This window comes from Enterococcus sp. DIV0174 (genome assembly GCF_050529065.1).
In the GTDB taxonomy this organism is placed as follows: Bacteria; Bacillota; Bacilli; order Lactobacillales; family Enterococcaceae; genus Enterococcus_B; species Enterococcus_B thailandicus.
Map to the genome: position 1 here is coordinate 2,220,869 of NZ_CP172881.1, position 21,267 is coordinate 2,242,135.

Sequence of the window (21,267 nt, forward strand, 5' to 3'; positions counted from 1 at the left end):
GTCACTGACTCCTATGCCATGATAGGCGCTTCAGAAAAATGAATTTCATAGATTGGCACACCTTCTGTTTCAAAAATAATGACTTCATTTATCCCTTTTTTCCAAAAGAAATCAGGAATGAATAAAGACTGGGTCGGCCCTGCTTGCCAATAGCGCCCGATGTTTTCCCCATTCACGAAAACAACACCTTTACCAAAACTGCTGCAATCTAAAAACGTATTTCCAACTTCCTCTAGCAATAGCTCAACCTTATAAAAACTTGGTGTTTTCGCGATTGTCGCTTTGGTAAAATCAATTTTTTCTAACTGCTCCGGTTGCAATTCTAACGGATAATGTTCCCAATCAGAGATGTAATGAATATCCTCCATCACCCCACTTCGAATCCCTTTTCGTTGACTATCTGCAACTAACTTCGGCCCATAATTATTTCGGCCCATATTTTCAACCAACAAACTCAATTCATTTTGTTCTTTAGTCAATTCGCATGCAAATTCTTGTCCTAATTCTGCCTGATATTGGGTTGTAATCAACTGCTGATTCATGAAAAACTGCACACGATCCAAACCATCAACAACTTTCATTTTGGCAATATGACGTTTGTTCAATAATTGGCTACGATACAAAGTATACCCAAAATTTTGTCCGATTTTTTCCATTGGTAAGGTGTAGTCATTGATTATCGGTTCACTGATTTCTTCCAAAACAGAAAACAAACTGACACTTTCCTTCACTGCATAAGAACCTAAGTAAATTGTCTTTGGATAAACAGGTTTTGAAATTTTAGCTGTTGGTACTTCTTCTTGAATAACTTTTTGAATAGCAAAATATTTTTCTGTTGGCATACCCCATTCTGTTAATGGCGCATCATAATCATAAGAAGTGATCTGTGGTTCATTGGTTGCTCCTGCATCTGAACAACCATTATAAAATCCAAAGTTTGTGCCACCTTGAAACATATAGAAATTAATACTCCCTTTTTTTAACACTTGGCGTACTTCTTCTGCTGTTTCTTGTGGATCACGACGAATAATTGGTTTCCCCCAAGAATTGAACCAGCCATCCCAAAACTCCATGCACATGTAAGGTTCCTTCAGTCCATTTTTTTCCTGATAATTCTGTAACCATTTGAAGTTTTCATTTGCATCAGAACCAAAATTTGCTGTAGCTAAAATACCTTCTTGTGGTAAAGTTCCAGCTTCTAAAACTTCTTCCCAGCCACCATCTGAAGTTACTAAAGGAACATCAAAGTAACGACGGAGTTCCTCTGCCAAAAATTTTAAATACATTTTATCTTCGCCGTAAGAACCATATTCATTTTCTACTTGAACAAGCAACAAACGCCCTCCACGTGTAACTTGATATGGCGCCAATTTTGGTAATAATACATGATAATATTCTTTCACCGCCTGCAAATAACCTGGATGTTGGCTGCGAATACGCATGCTTGGATCTGCCAATAACCAAGCTGGCAACCCACCAAAATCCCACTCTGCACAAATATACGGGCTTGGTCGAACAATGGTATACAAACCTAATTCTTCTGCAATATCTAAGAATTTAGTTACATTCGCAATCCCAGTAAAATCAAACGTTCCCTTTTGTGGTTCATGTAAATTCCAAGGGATATACGTTTCCACGCAATTACAGCCTATTGCTTGCAAATTCTGTAACGTTTGACGCCAATGTGTCGGGGCAATTCTAAAATAATGAACGGCACCAGAAATCAACTTGATTGGCTGCCCATCCACATAAAATTCTTCTTTGACTTCGAAATTCATCCTGCAGTTCCTCCTAAAATTCTTATTTGATTGCAGAGTCTAGACCATTTGACTTGAATTTTGATTGTAAAAACATATAAAGAAAGACAATCGGGATAACTGACGTTGCTAAGACCGCCATCAGCGCACCATAATTCAAAGGATCGTAATTGTTTTGTGTCATGTTTTGAATAATTAATGGTACAGTGAATTTTTTTGAATCGGATAAAACAATCAACGGAATCAAATAAGAATTCCAGTAGCCCATAAATGTCAGTAACGCTGTCGTAATGATACTTGGTGTCAACACTGGAACAGCAATTTTCCAAAAAATCGTCCACTCACTAGCACCGTCGATCCGGGAAGCTTCCATCAATTCATTGGGAAACTGCTGTGCATATTGACGCATCATAAATACGGAAGTTGTCGAAGCAACACTCGGAATGATTACCCCGGCAAACGTGTTCGTTAAACCAAACTTACTTAAAATATAGAAGGTAGGAATCAATGTAGCAAAACTTGGAATCATTCGCGAAACCATCACTAAATTAAAGATAAGATTGCTACCTTTAAACCGGTATTTTGCCATAACATAACCAGCTAACGTTGTGACAATCGTCGAAAGTGCTGTCCCTACCAATGTGATGACAGCTGAATTAAATAAGACTCGGATATAATTATATTTTTCTTGTATCTCACCGAGGTTTTTCAAAAAATGTGGGCCAATCGTAAAATTGATTTTTTCCCCTAAAATGACATCATTCGATTGTGTTGAAGCAATGAGCATATAAACATAAGGTAAAGCAAAGATCACTAAACCAATCAGCAAAACGAAATAAATAAGTAAAGGGTTCAATTTACGCTTCATTGTTTTTTCCTCCTACAATAAACTGAATGATTGATAGGATTGCAGCGATAATTACCATCGTCCAGGCAATCGCAGAAGCTTTCCCAAAATCAACCATTTCAAAACTTGTTTTATACAAATTCACACCAACTGTTACTGCAGAAGATTCTGGTCCAAATCCATTTTTGAATAAGATGTTTGGCACTTCAAAAGCACCTAACCCATTGATTGTCGAAAGAATCATTCCCATCAGCACAACTGGTTTTAACAAAGGAATCGTGATTTTAAAGAACTTGTGGAAACTATTTGCTCCATCGATATCCGCGCTCTCATAAATTTCTGAAGAGATATTTTGCAATCCAGCTAAAAACAAGACTGTGTAATACCCAACATTCAACCAGATTGAGATAATGATGATGGATACTCGTGCCCAAAATGGATCCGTTAGCCAAGGAATCGGCTCCATTCCCAAAGTTGTTAACACGGTATTGAACAAACCTGTTGGATTATAAAAAGTTAAAAATACGGATGACACAGCAACAATCGATGTGATTGCCGGTAAATAATACACTGTTCGGAAAAAACCTTTTCCTTTAATCGTTGGCTTATTCAACAAAACAGCAAAAATCAAAGCAAAGAAAATCGTAATCGGAATTGAAAAAATCATAAAGATGAATACATTGAAGTATGATTTAAAAAACAATGGATCTTTAAAAATAGCTGTAAAATTATCTAAACCAATAAAATCAATGGATGTCGATACTTTTGAAAAACTAAATCCTAATGACATCACTGCTGGAATCAATAAAGTAATGATGAAAAATGCTAAAAATGGCAACAACATGATGTAAGCTGTTCGGGAATAATTCGTAATGCCTTTTTTCTTTTTTGGAAATTCCATGTCCAGATGCTCCTTTTCTGTTCTAAAAATAGGTTAGGACAGTATGGCAGCCCTCACTATCCTAACCCGTTTCATTTACTCGTTTATTTCTACGTTGTATTTCGACGCAAAATCTTCTGCCTGTTTCTTCAATGCTTTATCAACAGACATACCATTATTCTTGATGTCATAGCTTGCAGCCTCAATATAATTATCTAAATCTGCTGAGTAAGGGAATGCGTAACCCTTGATACTATTTTGACTAATTTCATCTAGCGCCAATAAAATCTTTTGGTTTCCGTAATAAGGAAACTCTTTTTGAGCAACTTCACTTTGATAAGCAGTCACGTTTGCAGGCAAACCACTTAGTTCCATATAAGCATCTAAAGCATCTTTATCCGTTAATGCAAAGGTAATGAATTGTAGTGCAGCTAACGCATTATCTGATTTTTTAGGTACATAATAGCTAGAACCACCACTCATTGGTGAAAAGTTTTTCGATTCGTCCACCGCAGGAATCGCACTGATTCGCCAGTTTCCTGCATCATCTGGATAATCCGTTGCTTGATAAGAAGCCAACCAGCCACCGGCAAAGATTACGCCACACTCTTGCCCAATCACTGTATAATCTTTTGAATTACCATAGGCCACTAAATCTTCATCTTGAAGTTTTTGAATGATTTCGTACGATTTTTTAACAGCATCATCTAATAAATTCAATTTTCCATTTTTATCAAATAGAGACACACCTTGTTGTTCCGTCAAATATTTAACAAGATCTAATTCTCCTGTATCACGCATGAATAATAGCTTTTTACCCGTTTTTTCTTTTAATTTCTTTCCTGCATCAATCAACTCGTCCCAATTTTTGATAGTTGTTACGTCAATCCCGGCTTCTTTAAAAGCGGTTTCATTATAGAACATGCACGCATTTCCCCAATCATTAGGAAAACCAAATACTTTTTTCGACGGTGCAATATTCCCCAACATGTTCATTTTTGCATCATAAAAATCTTTGCCATACTCTTTTACAAAGCCAAAGTCTTCAGATGAATAAAACAAATCTTCAAACTTGTCAAAAACCGAACCAGCATTACTATCTTGCAAGAAAATCAAATCTGGCATTTTTTCGTTTGCAACTAATTTTGGCGTTACCTTTTGAACCATCGGGATGGCAGGTGCGACATCTACTGGATTCAATTCCAATTCTGTATCATACTTCTGATTGTAAAGCTCAATGGATTTTTGCAAATAATCGGTATTTTTGCCTTTTGGAACATAGACCTCGATACTTGCTTTTTTCACGCGTTCTTCTTTTGCCAAATCCTTAGCAGAATCTGCCCCGGCTTCTGCTTTTGAATCACCGCCACCACAAGCTGCCAAACTAACTACTGCCAATAATCCTAAAGCACCGCTCAACAATTTTTTGTACTTCATAAAGTACCTCCTAAATTTTTGTAAACGCTTTATTCATTCGTAGAATACACGAAAGCTAGTCAAAGGTCAATAAGTTTAGTGAACTTTTTTATTTTATTCACTAAACTTATTGGAATTAATTTTTATAGGGTCTTTTTAAATAAAAAAAAGGTATGACAAACGCATTGTCATACCTCTGGTTTCCGAGTGAATGGTGTCCCAAAACAGCTCCTCCACCTAGCTTGCAAGCACTTCAAAATAGGAATTAGCTATTTGGGGTGCTATCTCGTCGGAGTTAAGTGTTTTGCTCCACAACCTTTTCCTATTCATCCGCTTAAACAGTGAAACAAATAATCAACCATTAATCCAGTTTAATCGCCTGTACTTCCACGCAAACTGAGTTCCGTCGCAATAATTAATTTTTTAGCTACTTGTCTGCCAGTTTCTAATTTCTCCAACAGTAACTCCACGCTTGCTTCGCCCATCAGTTCTGTATGTATTCTAACTGAACTCAACGTTGGAAAAATATGTTTAGCAACACTCGTATCGTTGAACCCAATTAACGATACCCTTTCAGGTACCTTGATTCCCGATTCTAGCAATGCTCTTAATGCACCAACTGCCAAAGGATCATTTGCGATAAAAAATGCCGTTGGTAACTGTTGCCCTAAGGTAACGATTGCTTGTTTCATCATCTCGTAACCACTTTCGACATCAAAGCTACTTTGAAATACATTTTCCTCCCGATACACGTCGCGTAAACTCGTGTATTTCTCAAAAGCAATTGTTCGCTTATCTTTTCCAACAGGATGATTAGGTAATGTTTTGCCGTAGTCCAAACCACCAATGAACCCAATATTCTTATGGCCACGCGCACAGAAAAAATCAATCACACTATTCACAGCTTGATCAAAGTCTAGTGAGACAGAATCATATTTGGTTGAAAGAATATCCATTCCAACAAAAACCAAGTTATCTGTAAAATCAATTAATGATTGTTGTTGTTCTGGCGTACATTCGCCAATCGAAATAATCCCAATTACCTCTTCGTCAAATATGCGTGTATCGTTATAAAAATAGCGCACAATCTCATAGCCTTCATCCAAAATCTTCTTTTCAGCACTCATTCTTAGTGAAAGATAATATACATCATCTAGTTCATCTTTTTCCGTCATCCACTGAACGATTGCGATTTTTCCTTTATCAATTACGCGATTCCGTTTATATTTGGTATATTCTAGTTTCTCTGCTGCTTCAAAAATTCGTTTTTTCGTTTCATCACTTACCGATAATGTTTGATCAAAATTCAATACTCTAGAAACGGTCGTCTTAGAAACGCTTGCTAAATCTGCAATGTCTTTAATTGTTGCCATGTCAGCACCTCATTCTTCAATCCTTCGTTTTAATAAAAAATCTAACATATACGAGTTCAGTAAACTGAACAAAATACCTATCACTACTGATTTTACCCCATAAGTCAAAAATCCCAAAGCCAGTACCATCACATTGATGTAACGGATTCCTCTGGCAATACTAAATTCTGGATGTTTTTTATTGATTGCTAAAGCAATGACATCCATTCCTACCGTAGAAGCATTCGCGGAAATGCAGCAATAATACCCAATCGCGATAAAAATACAAGCAAAAAGAAAATCGACAACCAAATTGATTTGCACATTGAGTTTCAGCAAATAAAACATCGTAAAGAACAGATTGTAGCAAATACTGCTAACGATTGATTTGAGAAAGTTCCCTTTGCCCAGAAAGAACCAACAAAAAATCAGTAGCAAGACTGTTACACCAGAGGTTAAATAAAAAATCGGTATTTGCGAGATTTTTTCTAAAATCATCGCGACACTTGTCACGCCTCCATTGATAATATTATTCGGTTTCATCCAATTTGCGTAAGCAAACCCTAAAAAAACATTTCCAACAATAACCTTTAAAATGTTTTTTTGTTCTGTTGTCGTTATTTTACTTTGAATCACAGCTTTTCGCATTCATACTCCCTCCTAACAAAGCGCTTTCATTTCATTCTAGTAGACTATACCATTGATTCACCTATTTTTTCAAATAGTTTAGTGAAAATTCAGTAAAATATTTTAAATGTTTTTGACCATCTATCTTTACATAAAAAAAGAAGAACGAGCGCAAACCCGTTCTTCCTTCTTAACTTCAGTCTTTCCTGCTATTCTCACTGTTTACGATTTGCAGCACTAAATCAATAAATTTTTACAGTAGCTCATCATTTTGCGTGGCCATTAGCTAGTAAATTACCCTTACGTTATGACTATTTCAAAATAGTGAACGCCTATGCCGAAATAACTCCTCGAAATAACTCTCAACGATCCAAAAATATGAAATGCTATTTTTGCCAGTTGCTCATTATTTTTTTGGAGCTGAACGCTTGGCGCCACAACCTCATTCACGGTGTTCCCCAAGCAACTCCTCAAAATAATTCATAACTGTCCAAAAATATGAAATGCTATTTTTGCCAGTTGCTCATTATTTTTTTGGAGCTGAACGCTTGGCGCCACAACCTTTTATTCCCACTCAACTTCCAACTGACTAGATCCTCCTGTCATACCTGCTGTTTGAACTTGCGCACTTCTTCCATCTTCACTAATTGTTATATTTTCATCTGCGTGAATAACTGTTTTAACTGCTTTTGAAAAATTCAACGTCAGTGTTTCATTCGTTTGTAGCGGATTAGCAACGGTTACCTTCGCCTTATTTGATTCTTCTTTCAACAAAACAGATGCCGGATGGCTAAAGGTAATTCCTGCCACCGTTTGATTGGCTACCCAAAGATTTGCTGCTGTTATTCCAGTGACTGTATCTTTGACACTTTGATTTGCCTTTTCATTTGATAAAATTTCGATTCGATTTTGTTTTGCATAATTCTCAAGACCTTGCTTTGTTGCATTTGGTAAAAGAACATACGCATACTTTTCATCGATTGGTTTTTGACCATGGTTAAGCAAAACTTTTTGATAGTTTTCCGTATACACTTGACTGTTTGGGAAACCTTCATTAATATCACTGTATTTTCCAGTACGCTGTTCATTAACCAAAGTAATTGTTTCTTCTTGAGGGAAGTAATATCCAATACTCTGATTTTTTTGTGAAGATGACAATAGGAGCCACTCATTTGCTTGCATCGTTTGTTCGCCGTTGCTGGAAACTTCACCTTGATTTGTCAACAACTGGTACGTACTGTTGGAATCAAGCATTCGGTTTTCAATCACTGTTTCAATCGAAGCTGACGTCGTTCCTTGAATGCCTGATCCTAATGCAACAATTTGGTCATCAAATACAAACCAAGATTTCTGTGCTTTGAGATCCATTGGTAAAACCGTACCGTTATTTTTCGTACCTGCTTTGTTTAACGCCATTCCAATAGCGGCATTTTCCCCGTCTGTTGCACCACCTACTTGTTTTTCTGAAGAACGCACCGTCGTAAATGAGCTCACTTCATCTGCTAATTTGACTGTATCAACTGTCGTACCAGGTAATCGGTATGGGTCAATCGTCGGCCAATAGCCTTCCCCATATTGCTGGTCTTGATTGAATAAATACAGCATACCATCTGATGTATGCCAGCCTCGTTTATTCTCTTTGTTACCTGCCTCAAATGAAGAAATTCGGTTCGAGTACATGCTAAGTCCCACACTAAAATCACCGCTAGCATACACATAACGATCCATTGCACCATACAATTTGCTTCCTAGAAACGGTTTTTCTTTTCCAAGAATCGTTTCATCGCTCATCACCTGTTTCGTTAACAATAAATCCTTGAAATCACGTGCGTTGGTATAGTAATAAGCTGGATTCTCCTTCAACCAATACTTGACACTTTCCTTCAATTGACTGTTTGCTGATGGGTCTGCAAATTCTGATACTAGCAACAAATTATACATTGTTGGTGAACCAAAACCAGTTGTTTTTGTCGAAGTTGCCCGCGAAATTGAACGCCCATTCACCATTGGCATCATTTCGCCTTTCTCAATTAACGGAATAAATGCATTATTCACGTTTGTCACAAAAGAATCTGTTACATCCTTTGGTAAATTCCATTTTGAATTGGCTAAAATTCCTAAAATCTTACTTGTTCCTTTCACTAAAACATTTCCATATGAACCAGTATATGGAATATCCCCATGTTGAATAAACGAGCCATCTTTATAGAATCCATCTCCTTTTGTCACAAGTGCAAAAACTTCTTTGATACTTTCTCCGGAAACACTTAATTTATCTCCATTTTTTTGTAAAATACCCAAGCCCATGATCGTTAACGCTAAATCCGTCCGATTCGCTCCTGTCGTTTGGAAATTGGGAATAAAATGCAAATCAGCAAAGGTTCCTTGTGGCTTACCATACAATTGTTTATAAGGATCTGGAACATATCGTGAAATTACTTGCGTGTATTTCGCTAATTGGTCCGGTGTCAGTTCGTCTTTCATAATCATTAGAATATCAATAAATTTTTGTGGCACACCAATCTGCCAATCCCACCAGTTGCCGTGATATTTTTTCCCATCATATTTTCGAACATCTACCATAAAATCAAGCGCCTCGACAATGTCCGTTCCTACCTGTTGATTTTGGTAAAGCGCCGTTCCCTGTGTCCCGTAAGCCCGAGCCAAAACAGAAAGATTAGCAAATTGCGTTGTTATATCTGCTGAGGCTGTGTCTGAAGCTACCTTTTCCCACAAATATGTGCGACTGGATTCTTTATTTAGTTTCCCATATAATTCATTCGCTTGTTCTGACAGCTTTTGCGTATACGCAATAACATCTGGATCATTTAACAATTCAGGATTTTTTTCAAAATCACCAACAAGATTGGTTTTCCATTTTTGTTGCAACTCTTTTGCTTCTGCCTCTGTTGGATCATTTGACTCTTCAGGATCTAAAGGAATTGAACCAATCTCCCCATTTTTTAACGCCACTACCTTCAACGTCACACGATCACCAAAAAGACGAATACCAATTTTTCCTTGCCAATCTCCATCAATGCTTCCATTGCCATTAGGATAGTTGACTTCTTGATTTTCATATAACAAGTGACCATTCAAATAAGCCATAATTTTTTTCTCTTCATAGCGCACCAACAAACGATATGTTTTTCCTTTGACCAATGGTGAACCTTTAATTGTGGTAATCCACTTTCCACCCGGTTGCCCTAGCTGCCAGTCCCCATCTCCATTGTAAGCAAAGGATTGCCAAGTCGCTGAATCAGTCTCACTACCTCTAAAAATCACCCCAAAGTTTTTTTGTCCTTCATAAAGAAAGCTTATCTCAACTTCGCCAGTTTTCTTTAACGGTGCATCTTGTAAAATACTCACAGATTCAATTGAAGTGCCTTGTGTTGTATTACTAATAACTAATTGATTCTCACTGAGACTAGTCTTGGAAGTCCCTTTGATATCTAACCAATTCCCTTTTTCTTGACTAAAATTAGTTTCAAAAATCTCCGCTGCTTTTACTGTTGTACTCTGAAACATACCAATAACAATGATACTTCCCACTAACGATAACCACTGAATCATCTTCCGTTTTTTCATCCAATACCTCCTAGATGACTTACCCACAGCATCTGCCTTTAATCCAATCGCAACACAACTAAATAAAGCGTTTTCAAAAAGCATGATAGCATAGACTTTATTTTTAGTAAACATATAAGATAATTCACTAAACTACTTCTCCCCCCAAAGTTTCTTTCGTAAAATACGGATTTTAAGCTATTTTATATCCGTCCAGAACATTGATTACAGACAAAGAGCCAAACAGACTACCCTCCTGTTTGGCTCTTTTATTGTTAGAAAAACCTAATAGATTCGTTTATTGCCGTTTTTAACAAACAGCCACTCTTCATCAACATTTTTACTCACCTTTTTCAATAGTTTTAACAAAGTTTCTCTTTCATTGGCTGAAAGATCGAGTAAAGCAGCTTTTTCTGAATAGGCTTCCTCACGTTTTAAATAGTCATAAAATGCTTCTGCTTTTTCAGTTGCATATAATCGACGAATTTTTTTATTTTCAGCATCAATTTCTTTCCGAACTAAACCAGCATTTACAAGTTTTTGAACAGACTTCGAGACAGTTGTCCGGTCTTGCTTGACCAGCTCTGCTACTGCATCATTGATGATACCCGGATTTTCATAGATTCTTGTTAAGTACAGATATTGTTCTTTGTTTAGCTCTAATTCCTTGAACTCAACATTGCTGATGTATGATAACGAACGGGAAATAATTCCAATTTCTCTTAAAATTTCAGACATTTTTTACTCCTCTGCAGGCAATAGATAGGTTTCCAAATTAAGCACTTCAATTATTCTATCTAAGTCTGCTACTTTCACCACCATGGTTTGATCTGGACGTCCTGGTGCGAAAACTAATTTTTCATGTGTCAATAACTCTTCGTCAATAATCACTGGAACATGTGCTTCGTAGCCAAAAGGTGATACAGCTCCAGGTTTTTGCCCCGTTTGTTCTTCCATCATTTCCGCAGAAACAACCGACACTCTTTTGCCAATTAACTTACTTAACCGTTTAAAATCACTCTTTTTCGTTGTGAAAGTCAGAAAAATATAGTTATTCTTTTGTTTATCTTTTAGGTATAAACTTTTGGTTTCTGTGCCAGAGAATCCTTGCTCTGCCTTGACCACTAACGCATCTTCATTGGTGTAAATCGCGCGATGATTATATAACTCAAAATCAATGTGTGCTTGACTAAATACTTCTTCTAAATTGATCAAAATGGCTCACTCCTCAAAATTGTTGAAAATTCTACATTAACTAGTTATAAACTTAACGCTTTTTTGTTGAAAAATCAACATTTTTTCATTGATGGATTGGTGATTTTTTAATCTATATTTGCAAGGAGCATAAAAAAATAACTTGTTAGAGTTACTAACAAGTTATTTTAATCATTTTCTTGTCAAAAAATTTTAAACTTTCGTTTTATACATTTCCCACAATTTCAGTAAAGCCATCTTTCAATTGTTGGTTCTCTGTCTCTTTGAAATATAAATAATTATCAGGATTTCCTTGATTCTGGCTCGTCACCAAGACTTTAGGAACACCCGCATCAATCGTAAAGAAATAAACATGCTTAGCTAATGATGCTTGCGTCTCCACATCAGAATAGACCGCTACTAACGCATAGCCAGCATTTGCTTCGCCATTTTCTGACCAAGTTAAAGTAATTGGCACATTATTGACTGTCGCTTGCCAGCCATTTGTGTTAGCAAGAACCGTATCAGGAAGCTGTAAGCCATATAAATTAACGTTATTGCCGGGACCATATTCTTTATAACTTTGTTTCATAGTTTGTCCCCAGCTAGCCATAAATGTGTTTAATTGTTGTGCCTTAGCCTCATTCCACAAAACATTCACCACTTGACTTTCTTTAATCGAAGAACTGCTACTTTCCGAAGTCTCTTGTTCCTCACTAACTGATTCCGTAGAAGTAGATATTGAGTTTACTTCTTTCTTGGCAGATGAATGCTCTGTAGACGACATGCTTGTTTCTTTAGTGGCTATTGTAGATGATGATGTAGAAATAACTTCCCTATTTTTTTGGCAAGCAGTCAATAGCAATGCTGCGAACAGCAAACTGGTAATCCATACTTTTTTCATTTTATAACTCCTCATAAAATAACTTTATTTTATCATTACAAAGTTATTATAACGAACTATATCTATTACTACAATTACCTACGAATTGTAAATAGTGAAAACTTATGCTGATTTGAAAAAGGTACTAATGAAGACAAAACAACTTGTTCTTTCTGTTCATAATTTTTGTCAGATATCTTTTCTGATTCACTTATTAAAATCAATAAAATAAGCAATTAATTCAGTAACTACGCTCTTGGTTCAAGTAAAATCAAAGTCGGTTCCGCTAGCTTTTTCAGTTATACTTGAAATAAATCAAAGACTTTTTGTGTAACCTTCAATGATAATGGTAAAATGACATAAAACGATATGGAGGAATAAAACTTGAATAATGAAAATTTAGTCCAATCAAATACCGTAGCAACTTCTTTTCAACTAAGCCCGGTTTATTTTTCAAAACAAAGACACGAAAATTTGAAAACATTCTGTATATGACAGTTACTTGCATAGTTATTTTTCTAGTTACATTTTTAAATATCTCATAAAACACTGAAATTACTTGTTCATATACTTATTAAAAATTCTCTAGCAATTTACTTCTATAGTTGGTCGTACAGAAACACTATTCTTTTCTTTATGATTATCACTAAAATCAATCAAAAATAGTTACTTATAAATCATCACCAGTGAAGTTATCTTACATAGTATCCCCACAAAAAGATCCAAGGACTCGAAAATATAAAAATATTTTCGAGTCCTTGGTTTTTTTTATTTACTATTTCTTGAATGATTTAAGTAAAATGGCTGTTAGCCTACTGAGCCTTTTTGACTATTGTCGCTAAGCTTATTTCCCCTTATTTTATCACGCACACTTAGCCTATAAAATGTCATTCTTCTTTTTTAGAGAGTCTATCCCCTAAAGTATATGATAAAATCAAATAAATGAATATTATTTAAAAATAAAAAAATGAGTATTATCATCATCTTTAGCAGAGGAGTTATTACATTGAAAAAGGTCTCACTGATATTCATAGGTACACTTATAGTAGGTCTTGTAGGATGTTCTGCAACACAAAAAGCAAGTAATAACAATGAACTTCAAGTTACAGAAGAGACACAAGAAAAAAGTTCAACAACTAATAAAGAGCAAATTACAGAAATGACACAACCAAATAAGCCAGCAGCAGATATGGCATACATCGATATATCTGGAACTTTTTATACTACATCAGGTGATACTGCACGTGTAAAATTATTAAGCAAAAACAAGTGGGAAATATTTTATTCAACTTTAGAAGGTGAAGTTAATGCTACCTTTGAAACGAACTGGGAAATTTCAGGTCAGGAAAAACAATCAAAAACACCAATGGAAAAATCTGATGAATATTCTGGATTTCATGTGCTCGTAACGTATGTAAATGAATCAGATATTGAAATTATTATGGAAGACGGTGACCCTACTCATAAAATGGTCTTCACTAAACAAAAACCAAAAGAAAATGAAAACTATGAAATTGTTTTACAGGGAGACCTCTCTCCATTTGCTGGTCAATTTTCAAGTGACTATTTCAACAAAAAAATTGTAGACTCTGGATTTACTTTAGGTGGCTATGCCCCAGATGATTATTATAATAATAGAACTACTGTATTCCCTACACTATCTGCAAATGGTTATTGGGATGGGATTACTTCCCACGGAAATTATGAAATAAAAGCATCTGATATGCCGCAAAAAACAAATGGCTATTTTGAAGTACGTGTACACGGAACTAATCCAGTAACTAATTATGGAGAGCTAGCATTCTTCTTAGTTCCACCAAATGTAAGTGGGCCTGATGGAACCTTGAGTAAGGATAGACGAGTTTTCCAAGTACTTTTTGATGGGAAGCTACGTTTACTTGAGTATCAAAAAGAAGATTGGTGGAAAGAATATCAATCACAATAAAAATTTTATTTAGCCCTCCTAATTTCTCTCTTAAAGTAATACTATTTTAACATTTTTCAGGAGATAATTGATAAAATCGAAGGCAAACAAGAAGCCAAGAATGCTATAGTAACAGCATTCTTGGCTTCTTGTTTGTTCTTTTACCCCACAGACCCTTCCATCTCATAACTGATCAAACGATTGAGTTCAACCGCATATTCCATTGGAAGTTCTTTAGTGAATGGCTCAACAAAGCCCATCACGATCATTTCTGTCGCTTCTGATTCAGTCAAGCCACGGCTCATCAAATAGTAGAGCTGCTCTTCGGAAATTTTTGAAACTTTCGCTTCATGTTCTAAAGAAACTTGACTGTTGTGGATTTCATTGAATGGAATCGTATCTGATTTTGATAGTTCATCCATAATAATCGTGTCGCATTCAATGTGAGAAATAGATCCTGCGCTGTCTTTAGCAAAGGTTACTTGTCCACGATAGTTGACTTCGCCACCGTCTTTTGAAATTGATTTTGAGACGATAGAGCTTGAAGTGTTTGGTGCATTGTGAATCATTTTAGCACCTGTATCTTGGATTTGATTTGCACCTGCAAAAGCGATTGACAACATGGTACCTCGAGCACCTTTTCCGTCCAAGTAAACACTTGGGTATTTCATCGTTGTTTTCGCACCAAGGTTCCCATCAATCCATTCAACTGTTGCGCCTTCGTAAGCTTTTGCACGTTTCGTTACTAAATTATAGACGTTGTCAGACCAGTTTTGGATGGTTGTATAGCGGCAATAAGCATCTTTTCTGGTATAGATTTCAACAATCGCTGCATGTAAACTATTACTTGAATAAGTGGGTGCCGTACAGCCTTCCACATAGTGAACACTAGCGCCTTCATCAACAATAATTAATGTTCGTTCAAATTGTCCAGTATTTTCTGCATTGATTCGGAAGTAGGTTTGTAAAGGAACATCTACTCGGACACCTTTTGGTACATAAATGAATGTGCCACCTGACCAAACCGCAGAGTTAAGTGCAGCTAATTTGTTGTCGGTTGGTGGAACTAATTTAGCAAAATATTCCTTGAATAATTCTGGATATTCTTTCAATGCAGAGTCAGTGTCAGTAAAAATAATTCCTAATTTTTCGAATTCCTCTTTCATGTTGTGGTAAACCACTTCTGATTCATATTGAGCTGAGGCTCCTGCTAAATAAGCACGTTCGGCTTCAGGAATACCGATTTTTTCAAAGGTTTCTTTGATTTTTTCTGGTACATCTTCCCAATCACGAGCAGGCTTATCACTTGGTTTTTGATAATATTTAATGGCCTCAAAGTCAATATCAGACAAGTCAGGTCCCCAAGTTTGCATCGGCATTTTATTAAACGTCTCTAACGACTTCAAGCGAAACTCGAGCATCCATTCTGGTTCTTCTTTAATTCGTGACATTTCACGAATTACTTCTTCAGTTAATCCTTCTCCGGTACTGAAAACAGGTTGCACATCATCGTGAAACCCAAATTTATATTCTTCTAATTCTGGTACGCCCATATTCTCACTCCTCTTCTTTATGGTAATGGTGGGCTGTTGCTGTGCCATTTTCAGTCACTGCTTGACTCAATGCTTTCCAAGCAAGTGTGGCACACTTGATTCTGGCTGGAAACTTCGCAACGCCACTTAACATGGCTGCATCACCTAATTTTTCTTCATCGGCGACTTCATTTCCTTGTACGAGTTGTAAAAATTCAACTGTTAAGTGTTGTGCTTCGGCAACGGTTTTACCGATTACAGCATCCGTCATCATCGAGGCACTGGCTGTACTGATTGAACAGCCACTACCATCAAATGCGATATTTTCAATCACGCCATTTTTAACATCTACTTGTAATTCGATCACATCACCACAAGTTGGATTGTTTAGTTCGATTTTATTCGTTGACTCGGTCAAACTTCCACGATGGTGTGGATGGGAAGAATGATCTAGAATCACTTGACGATAAAGATTGTCTAATTTAGATAGTCCCATGTTGGAAAAACTCCTTTGTTGCGAGAATTGCTTCAACTAACCGATCCGCGTCTTGCTTAGTATTATAGAAATAAAAACTTGCTCGAGCTGTTGCAGGTACCTGTAAATAATTCAATAATGGTTGTGCGCAATGATGGCCTGCTCGAACTGCTACACCTTCCATGTCAAGTGCTGTTGCCACATCATGTGGATGTAAATTTTCTAAATTAAATGCAATCACTCCGGTACGCTTTTCTGGCTCTTGTGGACCATAAATCGTTAATCCTTTGATTGCTTGAAGTTTAGGCAATACATAAGCTACAATTTCTTCTTCATAACGATGGATTTCTGCTAATCCAATCGTTTCTAAATAATCAATCGCATGACCAAGCGCAATCGCGCCAGCGATGTTCGGCGTTCCAGCTTCAAATTTCCAAGGAAGTTCTTTCCATGTGCTATCGTAAAGTTCAACGAAGTCAATCATTTCTCCACCAAACTCAACTGGTTCCATTTGTTCTAGCCAAGTTCTTTTACCATATAAAACACCAATTCCAGTTGGCCCACACATTTTATGACCACTAAAAGCATAAAAATCGCAATCAAGTTCTTGAACATTGATTGGCATATGTGGTGCAGCTTGCGCCCCATCAACCACGATTACGCCACCTTTTTCGTGAACGAGTTCTGCTAAATCTTTCACTGGATTTTTGACACCTAAAACATTAGAAACGTGGGCGATTGCAAGAATCTTTGTTTTTGCTGTAATTTTTTCTTTTGCATCAGCCATATCGAGTAATCTTTCTGGTGTTAATTCGATATACTTTAAGGTTGCACCTTTTTGTTTAGCCAGTTGTTGCCATGGAATGATATTAGAGTGATGTTCCATATAAGAAAGAACGATTTCGTCTCCTTCATGAATGAACTCCCCAAAGCTTCTTGCAACCCAGTTTAAACTTGTCGTCGTCCCGCGCGTGAATAGAACCTCTGCTGTTTCATTCGCATGGATAAACCGGCGAACTTTTTCTCGAGCAGCTTCGTATTCATGCGTTGCGCGTTCTGCTAAAGTATGAACCCCACGATGCACATTCGCATTATCTTTTTCATAATAGTTAGTTAGTGCAGCCAACACTTGCTTTGGTTTTTGGGTCGTTGCAGCATTATCCAAATACACCAAGGCTTCATCGTTCACTTCTTGAAATAAGATAGGAAAATCAGCACGTAATTTTTCTGCATGAATCATGCATTCAACTTCCCTTCAATGACCTCAATCAATTCTTTTTGCACTTCTTCAACAGGGATAGCCGTTAATACGGAACCAAGGAATCCGCGAATAACTAAGCGTTCAGCTTCTTCTTTATGCAAACCACGGCTCATCAAATAATACATTTCCTCTGGATCTACACGACCAACACTAGCAGCATGGCCAGCAGTTACTTCGTTTTCGTCAATCAAAAGAATTGGATTAGCATCACCACGAGCTTTATCTGAAAGCATCAAGACACGACTTTCTTGCTGTGCATCCGCACCTTTTGCGCCTTTTAAGATGTGCCCAATTCCGTTAAATGTTAACACACCTCGCTCACGAATCACGCCATGTTGTAAAATATGACCAATCGTATGTGGTGCTTTATTCGTCACACGTGTATCAATTCCTTGTGTTTGTTTGCCGCCACTAATAGCAACGATCTTAACTTCAGAATGACCGCCTTCGCCAACTAAATCAGAATCAAAGTCAGCAACAATATTGCCATCATTCATCACACCAATTGCCCAGTCTACAGAAGCATCACGTAAAATATGACCACGGCGATTCATATAAGCCGTCACATTCTCACCTAGTTGATCAACTGCGGAAAATTTCACTTTTGATCCAGCTTTCGCAATGACTTCTACCACGATATTTCCAGAAACTTTTGCTAGTTGCTCACCCGTTGTTTGAAAACGTTCAAGGTAAGAAAATTCACTATGTTCATCTGCGACAATCAAGACATGTTTAAAGAAATGTTGATCGATTGTGCCATCTTGAATAAATAAAGATTCAATTGGTTCTTCAATCACGACATTTTTAGGTACATAAAGAAATAAACCACTATTCATAAATGCTGCGTGCAAGGCAGTTAACTGATCTTCATCCATATTGACAGCTTTTGTCATATAGTATTCTTGTACTAATTCAGGATACTCTTGCATTGCAGTAAAGATGTCGGTGAAAATCACACCTTGTTCTGCTAATTCTGTCGATAATTGTTCAAAAACAGTCCAAGTTCCCTGTTGTACCAGCACTGGATTGTCTTTCATTGTATCAAACGCAGCAACATTCCCAGCATCTGTCACAACATCTGTCATTTCTTTGATATCAAATAACGGCCAGCGAGCAAATTTTACTCGTTCAATTTTTGGTAAAACCAATTCATTTGCTTTTGCCAATGCTTGTTGACGAAGCTCTGTCATCCAAGCAGGCTCTCCTTTACTCAAAGAAAAGTCGTTGACCGCGTCAAGATGGTCGAGCCAGTTTTTCTCTTTCATTCCTGCTCCTCCTTACGCTTCTTCTTCTTTGTAGTCGATTCCTAATTCTTTACTGATTCCAGCATAGCCTTCTGCTTCTAAACGTTTTGCTAAATCAGCGTTTCCAGTCATTACAACGCGACCTTCCATCATGATATGGACCACGTCAGGAGTGATATAGTTCAACAAACGTTGATAGTGAGTGATGATTAATGCACCAAAGTTTTCGCCACGCATTTCATTCACACCTTTTGCTACTACTTTTAATGCATCAATGTCTAGTCCTGAATCGATTTCATCTAAAATAGCAAATGTTGGTTCAAGCATCAACAATTGTAAAATTTCATTACGTTTCTTTTCACCACCAGAAAAACCTTCGTTCAGATAACGTTCAGCCATTTCTTCAGGCATGTTTAATAGATCCATTTTTGCATCTAATTTTTTCAAGAAAGTCATGACAGACATCTTGTTATCTTCATCACGTTTTGCATTGATTGCTGCACGCATAAATTCTGCATTAGTGATTCCTGGAATCTCACTTGGGTATTGCATCGCTAAAAATAACCCTAGTCGTGCACGTTCATCCACTTCTAAGTCTAAAATATTTTTCCCATCGAATAAAACTTCGCCTTCTGTTACTTCATAATTAGGGTTCCCCATGATTGCAGCAGATAAAGTTGATTTACCTGTTCCATTTGGTCCCATGATTGCGTGGATTTCGCCCGTTTTCATTACTAAATTAACACCTTTAAGGATTTCTTTCTCCTCGATAGATACATGTAAATTTTTTACTTCTAAGACAGACATGCCAGTTTCCCTCCAAATTCTCTTTCGTTCTCACCCATTTTAGACTAATTGAGAATGAAGCGCAATGATCTAACCAGTCGAAATTAGAATAACTTTCATTTATTCTCAAAAAAGCTTTATTTTTACATTGTAATTTGTATAAAAAGAAAGGAGCTAGGATAAAAGTAGCCGAAATAGAAAAAAACGCCTAAAATTCGTTTTTTTAAACGTTGATTTTAGGCGTTTTTTAAATTAAAAAATGTATTATGAACGACTGATTTTTAGTTTTGTCTCGGTCTCTCTTTTATGAAACATTTATAGTTGTGCGTAGTGACGTTTCTCGTGAGATTTATTCTGATTTTATTCAAAATTTAGAAGCTATTTTGCATGCTTACTCACTATCTATTCGGAGCTAAACGTTTTGTGCCACAACCTTTTCCACGGTGTTCCCAAAGCAACTCCTCGAAATAATTCGTAACTGTCAAAAATATGAAAAGCTATTTTTATCAGTTACTTTTTATTTTTTCGGAGCTAGTCGCTTTGCGCCACAACCTTTTCCACGGTGTTCCCAAAGCAACTCCTCGAAATAATTCGTAACTGTCAAAAATATGAAAAGCTATTTTTATCAGTTACTTTTTATTTTTTGGAGCTAGTCGCTTTGCGCCACACCTTTATTTTGCATCTGCTGAGACTGGCTTCACAGAACCGCCCCATTTTTCAGTGATCCATTTTTGAACATCATCACGGTGTAACACTTCAATCAAAGCTTTGATTTTCTTGCTGTCCTTATCTTTTGAACGTGTTGCAATGATATTTACATAAGGTGAATTGTCTTGTTCTAATAGCACCGCATCTTCCAATGGATTCAAACCAGCACCATAAGCAAAGTTTGCATTGATTGCAACTAAGTCACCTTCATTATTTTGATAAGTCGACGCAAGTAAAGAAGGATCAATTGTATGATTGAATTTTAAATTCTTAGGATTTTCTGCAATATCATCAAATGTCGCTGTTTCAAGATCCACACCATCTTTGACTTTCACTAAATCAGCATCTTGTAAAATTGTGATGATTCGACCCCAGTCAGATTCTGAGTTTGAAGTAATGATTGTAGCACCATCTTTTAATTCAGAAATATCTTTGATTGATTGAGAATACAAGCCCATTGGTTCAATATGGATGGCACCAGCATTCGCAAAGTCATACCCTTTTTCTTTGATTTCTTTGTTCAAATAAGGAATATGTTGGAAATAGTTGGCATCAATATCGCCTTCTTCAAGAGCTTGGTTCGGTAACACATAATCATCAAACTTAACAATTTCAAGATTGATGCCTTCCTCTTTCAATAATGGTTGGACGTGTTCCAAAATTTCTGCATGTGGTGTTGGTGATGCACCAACTTTTAATGTTGTTTCATCCGAACTATCCTTTGCGCTGTCTTTTCCGCTGTTCCCACAAGCTGCTAAACCGACTGTTAATAAAAGTGCTGCTGCTAATCCAAAAATTTTCTTTTTCACCCTGA

General features: G+C 36.7%; 17 protein-coding genes. 1 reads left to right on the top strand and 16 read right to left on the bottom strand.

Annotation, left to right across the window (positions count from 1 at the left end):
- Nucleotides 1-11: 11 nt before the first annotated feature.
- From IGJ93_RS10625 to IGJ93_RS10670, 10 genes are all read right to left on the bottom strand, one after another.
- Complete coding sequence (locus tag IGJ93_RS10625; protein ID WP_430596939.1) at nucleotides 12-1,778, bottom strand: glycoside hydrolase family 35 protein; 1,767 nt, start codon at nucleotides 1,776-1,778, stop codon at nucleotides 12-14.
- A gap of 22 nt (nucleotides 1,779-1,800) precedes the next feature.
- Nucleotides 1,801-2,625 (bottom strand): carbohydrate ABC transporter permease, encoded by an 825-nt coding sequence (locus tag IGJ93_RS10630; protein WP_067482741.1) that lies wholly within the window; start codon nucleotides 2,623-2,625, stop codon nucleotides 1,801-1,803.
- Nucleotides 2,615-3,505, bottom strand: coding sequence for a carbohydrate ABC transporter permease (locus IGJ93_RS10635; protein ID WP_067482743.1), 891 nt, complete (start codon nucleotides 3,503-3,505; stop codon nucleotides 2,615-2,617). The genes IGJ93_RS10630 and IGJ93_RS10635 overlap by 11 nt, the downstream gene beginning before the upstream one ends.
- 75 nt (nucleotides 3,506-3,580) lie before the next feature.
- Nucleotides 3,581-4,921 (bottom strand): ABC transporter substrate-binding protein, encoded by a 1,341-nt coding sequence (locus IGJ93_RS10640; RefSeq protein WP_071869173.1) that lies wholly within the window; start codon nucleotides 4,919-4,921, stop codon nucleotides 3,581-3,583.
- Nucleotides 4,922-5,271: 350 nt separating this feature from the next.
- Nucleotides 5,272-6,273 (bottom strand): LacI family DNA-binding transcriptional regulator, encoded by a 1,002-nt coding sequence (locus tag IGJ93_RS10645; protein ID WP_067482748.1) that lies wholly within the window; start codon nucleotides 6,271-6,273, stop codon nucleotides 5,272-5,274.
- Between the two features lie 9 nt (nucleotides 6,274-6,282).
- Nucleotides 6,283-6,900 (bottom strand): YitT family protein, encoded by a 618-nt coding sequence (locus IGJ93_RS10650; RefSeq protein ID WP_067482749.1) that lies wholly within the window; start codon nucleotides 6,898-6,900, stop codon nucleotides 6,283-6,285.
- 543 nt (nucleotides 6,901-7,443) lie between these two features.
- Entirely contained in the window at nucleotides 7,444-10,467 is a 3,024-nt protein-coding gene (locus IGJ93_RS10655) for a polysaccharide lyase 8 family protein (RefSeq protein ID WP_086270709.1), read from the bottom strand.
- A 264-nt stretch (nucleotides 10,468-10,731) separates the two neighbouring features.
- Nucleotides 10,732-11,184 (bottom strand): MarR family winged helix-turn-helix transcriptional regulator, encoded by a 453-nt coding sequence (locus IGJ93_RS10660; protein ID WP_067482753.1) that lies wholly within the window; start codon nucleotides 11,182-11,184, stop codon nucleotides 10,732-10,734.
- A gap of 3 nt (nucleotides 11,185-11,187) precedes the next feature.
- Entirely contained in the window at nucleotides 11,188-11,661 is a 474-nt protein-coding gene (locus IGJ93_RS10665) for a YbaK/EbsC family protein (protein WP_075491548.1), read from the bottom strand.
- A gap of 205 nt (nucleotides 11,662-11,866) precedes the next feature.
- Nucleotides 11,867-12,544, bottom strand: coding sequence for a DUF4767 domain-containing protein (locus tag IGJ93_RS10670; RefSeq protein ID WP_270345854.1), 678 nt, complete (start codon nucleotides 12,542-12,544; stop codon nucleotides 11,867-11,869).
- Nucleotides 12,545-13,529: 985 nt separating this feature from the next.
- Between IGJ93_RS10670 and IGJ93_RS10675 the strand changes: the two genes are divergently transcribed.
- Nucleotides 13,530-14,468: a hypothetical protein gene (locus IGJ93_RS10675; RefSeq protein ID WP_071869177.1), complete on the top strand. Its 939-nt coding sequence runs from the start codon at nucleotides 13,530-13,532 to the stop codon at nucleotides 14,466-14,468.
- A 140-nt stretch (nucleotides 14,469-14,608) separates the two neighbouring features.
- Here IGJ93_RS10675 and sufB read toward each other — a convergent pair whose 3' ends face one another.
- From sufB to IGJ93_RS10705, 6 genes are all read right to left on the bottom strand, one after another.
- Nucleotides 14,609-16,000 (bottom strand): Fe-S cluster assembly protein SufB, encoded by a 1,392-nt coding sequence (sufB, locus tag IGJ93_RS10680; RefSeq protein WP_067482761.1) that lies wholly within the window; start codon nucleotides 15,998-16,000, stop codon nucleotides 14,609-14,611.
- Nucleotides 16,001-16,004: 4 nt separating this feature from the next.
- On the bottom strand, nucleotides 16,005-16,475 hold the full coding sequence (gene sufU, locus IGJ93_RS10685) for a Fe-S cluster assembly sulfur transfer protein SufU (RefSeq protein WP_067482762.1): 471 nt from the start codon (nucleotides 16,473-16,475) through the stop codon (nucleotides 16,005-16,007).
- Nucleotides 16,462-17,694 carry a cysteine desulfurase gene (locus tag IGJ93_RS10690; protein WP_071869092.1) on the bottom strand — a complete coding sequence of 411 codons (1,233 nt, stop codon included), beginning with the start codon at nucleotides 17,692-17,694 and terminating at the stop codon, nucleotides 16,462-16,464. Before IGJ93_RS10690 ends, sufU begins: the two co-directional genes overlap by 14 nt.
- On the bottom strand, nucleotides 17,691-18,980 hold the full coding sequence (gene sufD / locus IGJ93_RS10695) for a Fe-S cluster assembly protein SufD (RefSeq protein ID WP_071869093.1): 1,290 nt from the start codon (nucleotides 18,978-18,980) through the stop codon (nucleotides 17,691-17,693). The genes IGJ93_RS10690 and sufD overlap by 4 nt, the downstream gene beginning before the upstream one ends.
- A gap of 12 nt (nucleotides 18,981-18,992) precedes the next feature.
- Complete coding sequence (gene sufC / locus IGJ93_RS10700; RefSeq protein ID WP_067482766.1) at nucleotides 18,993-19,766, bottom strand: Fe-S cluster assembly ATPase SufC; 774 nt, start codon at nucleotides 19,764-19,766, stop codon at nucleotides 18,993-18,995.
- 650 nt (nucleotides 19,767-20,416) lie between these two features.
- A complete protein-coding gene (locus tag IGJ93_RS10705; RefSeq protein WP_067482768.1) occupies nucleotides 20,417-21,262 on the bottom strand; it encodes a MetQ/NlpA family ABC transporter substrate-binding protein in 846 nt (281 codons plus the stop codon).
- Nucleotides 21,263-21,267: the final 5 nt, after the last annotated feature.

Coding starts and splice junctions, on each gene's coding strand:
- IGJ93_RS10640 (WP_071869173.1), bottom strand. CDS start 4,921: ATGAAGTACAAAAAATTGTTGAGCGGTGCTTTAGGATTATTGGCAGTA.
- IGJ93_RS10660 (WP_067482753.1), bottom strand. CDS start 11,184: ATGTCTGAAATTTTAAGAGAAATTGGAATTATTTCCCGTTCGTTATCA.
- sufC (WP_067482766.1), bottom strand. CDS start 19,766: ATGTCTGTCTTAGAAGTAAAAAATTTACATGTATCTATCGAGGAGAAA.
- sufD (WP_071869093.1), bottom strand. CDS start 18,980: ATGAAAGAGAAAAACTGGCTCGACCATCTTGACGCGGTCAACGACTTT.
- IGJ93_RS10645 (WP_067482748.1), bottom strand. CDS start 6,273: ATGGCAACAATTAAAGACATTGCAGATTTAGCAAGCGTTTCTAAGACG.
- IGJ93_RS10625 (WP_430596939.1), bottom strand. CDS start 1,778: ATGAATTTCGAAGTCAAAGAAGAATTTTATGTGGATGGGCAGCCAATC.
- IGJ93_RS10650 (WP_067482749.1), bottom strand. CDS start 6,900: ATGCGAAAAGCTGTGATTCAAAGTAAAATAACGACAACAGAACAAAAA.
- IGJ93_RS10635 (WP_067482743.1), bottom strand. CDS start 3,505: ATGGAATTTCCAAAAAAGAAAAAAGGCATTACGAATTATTCCCGAACA.
- sufU (WP_067482762.1), bottom strand. CDS start 16,475: ATGGGACTATCTAAATTAGACAATCTTTATCGTCAAGTGATTCTAGAT.
- IGJ93_RS10630 (WP_067482741.1), bottom strand. CDS start 2,625: ATGAAGCGTAAATTGAACCCTTTACTTATTTATTTCGTTTTGCTGATT.
- sufB (WP_067482761.1), bottom strand. CDS start 16,000: ATGGGCGTACCAGAATTAGAAGAATATAAATTTGGGTTTCACGATGAT.
- IGJ93_RS10690 (WP_071869092.1), bottom strand. CDS start 17,694: ATGATTCATGCAGAAAAATTACGTGCTGATTTTCCTATCTTATTTCAA.
- IGJ93_RS10670 (WP_270345854.1), bottom strand. CDS start 12,544: ATGAAAAAAGTATGGATTACCAGTTTGCTGTTCGCAGCATTGCTATTG.
- IGJ93_RS10655 (WP_086270709.1), bottom strand. CDS start 10,467: ATGAAAAAACGGAAGATGATTCAGTGGTTATCGTTAGTGGGAAGTATC.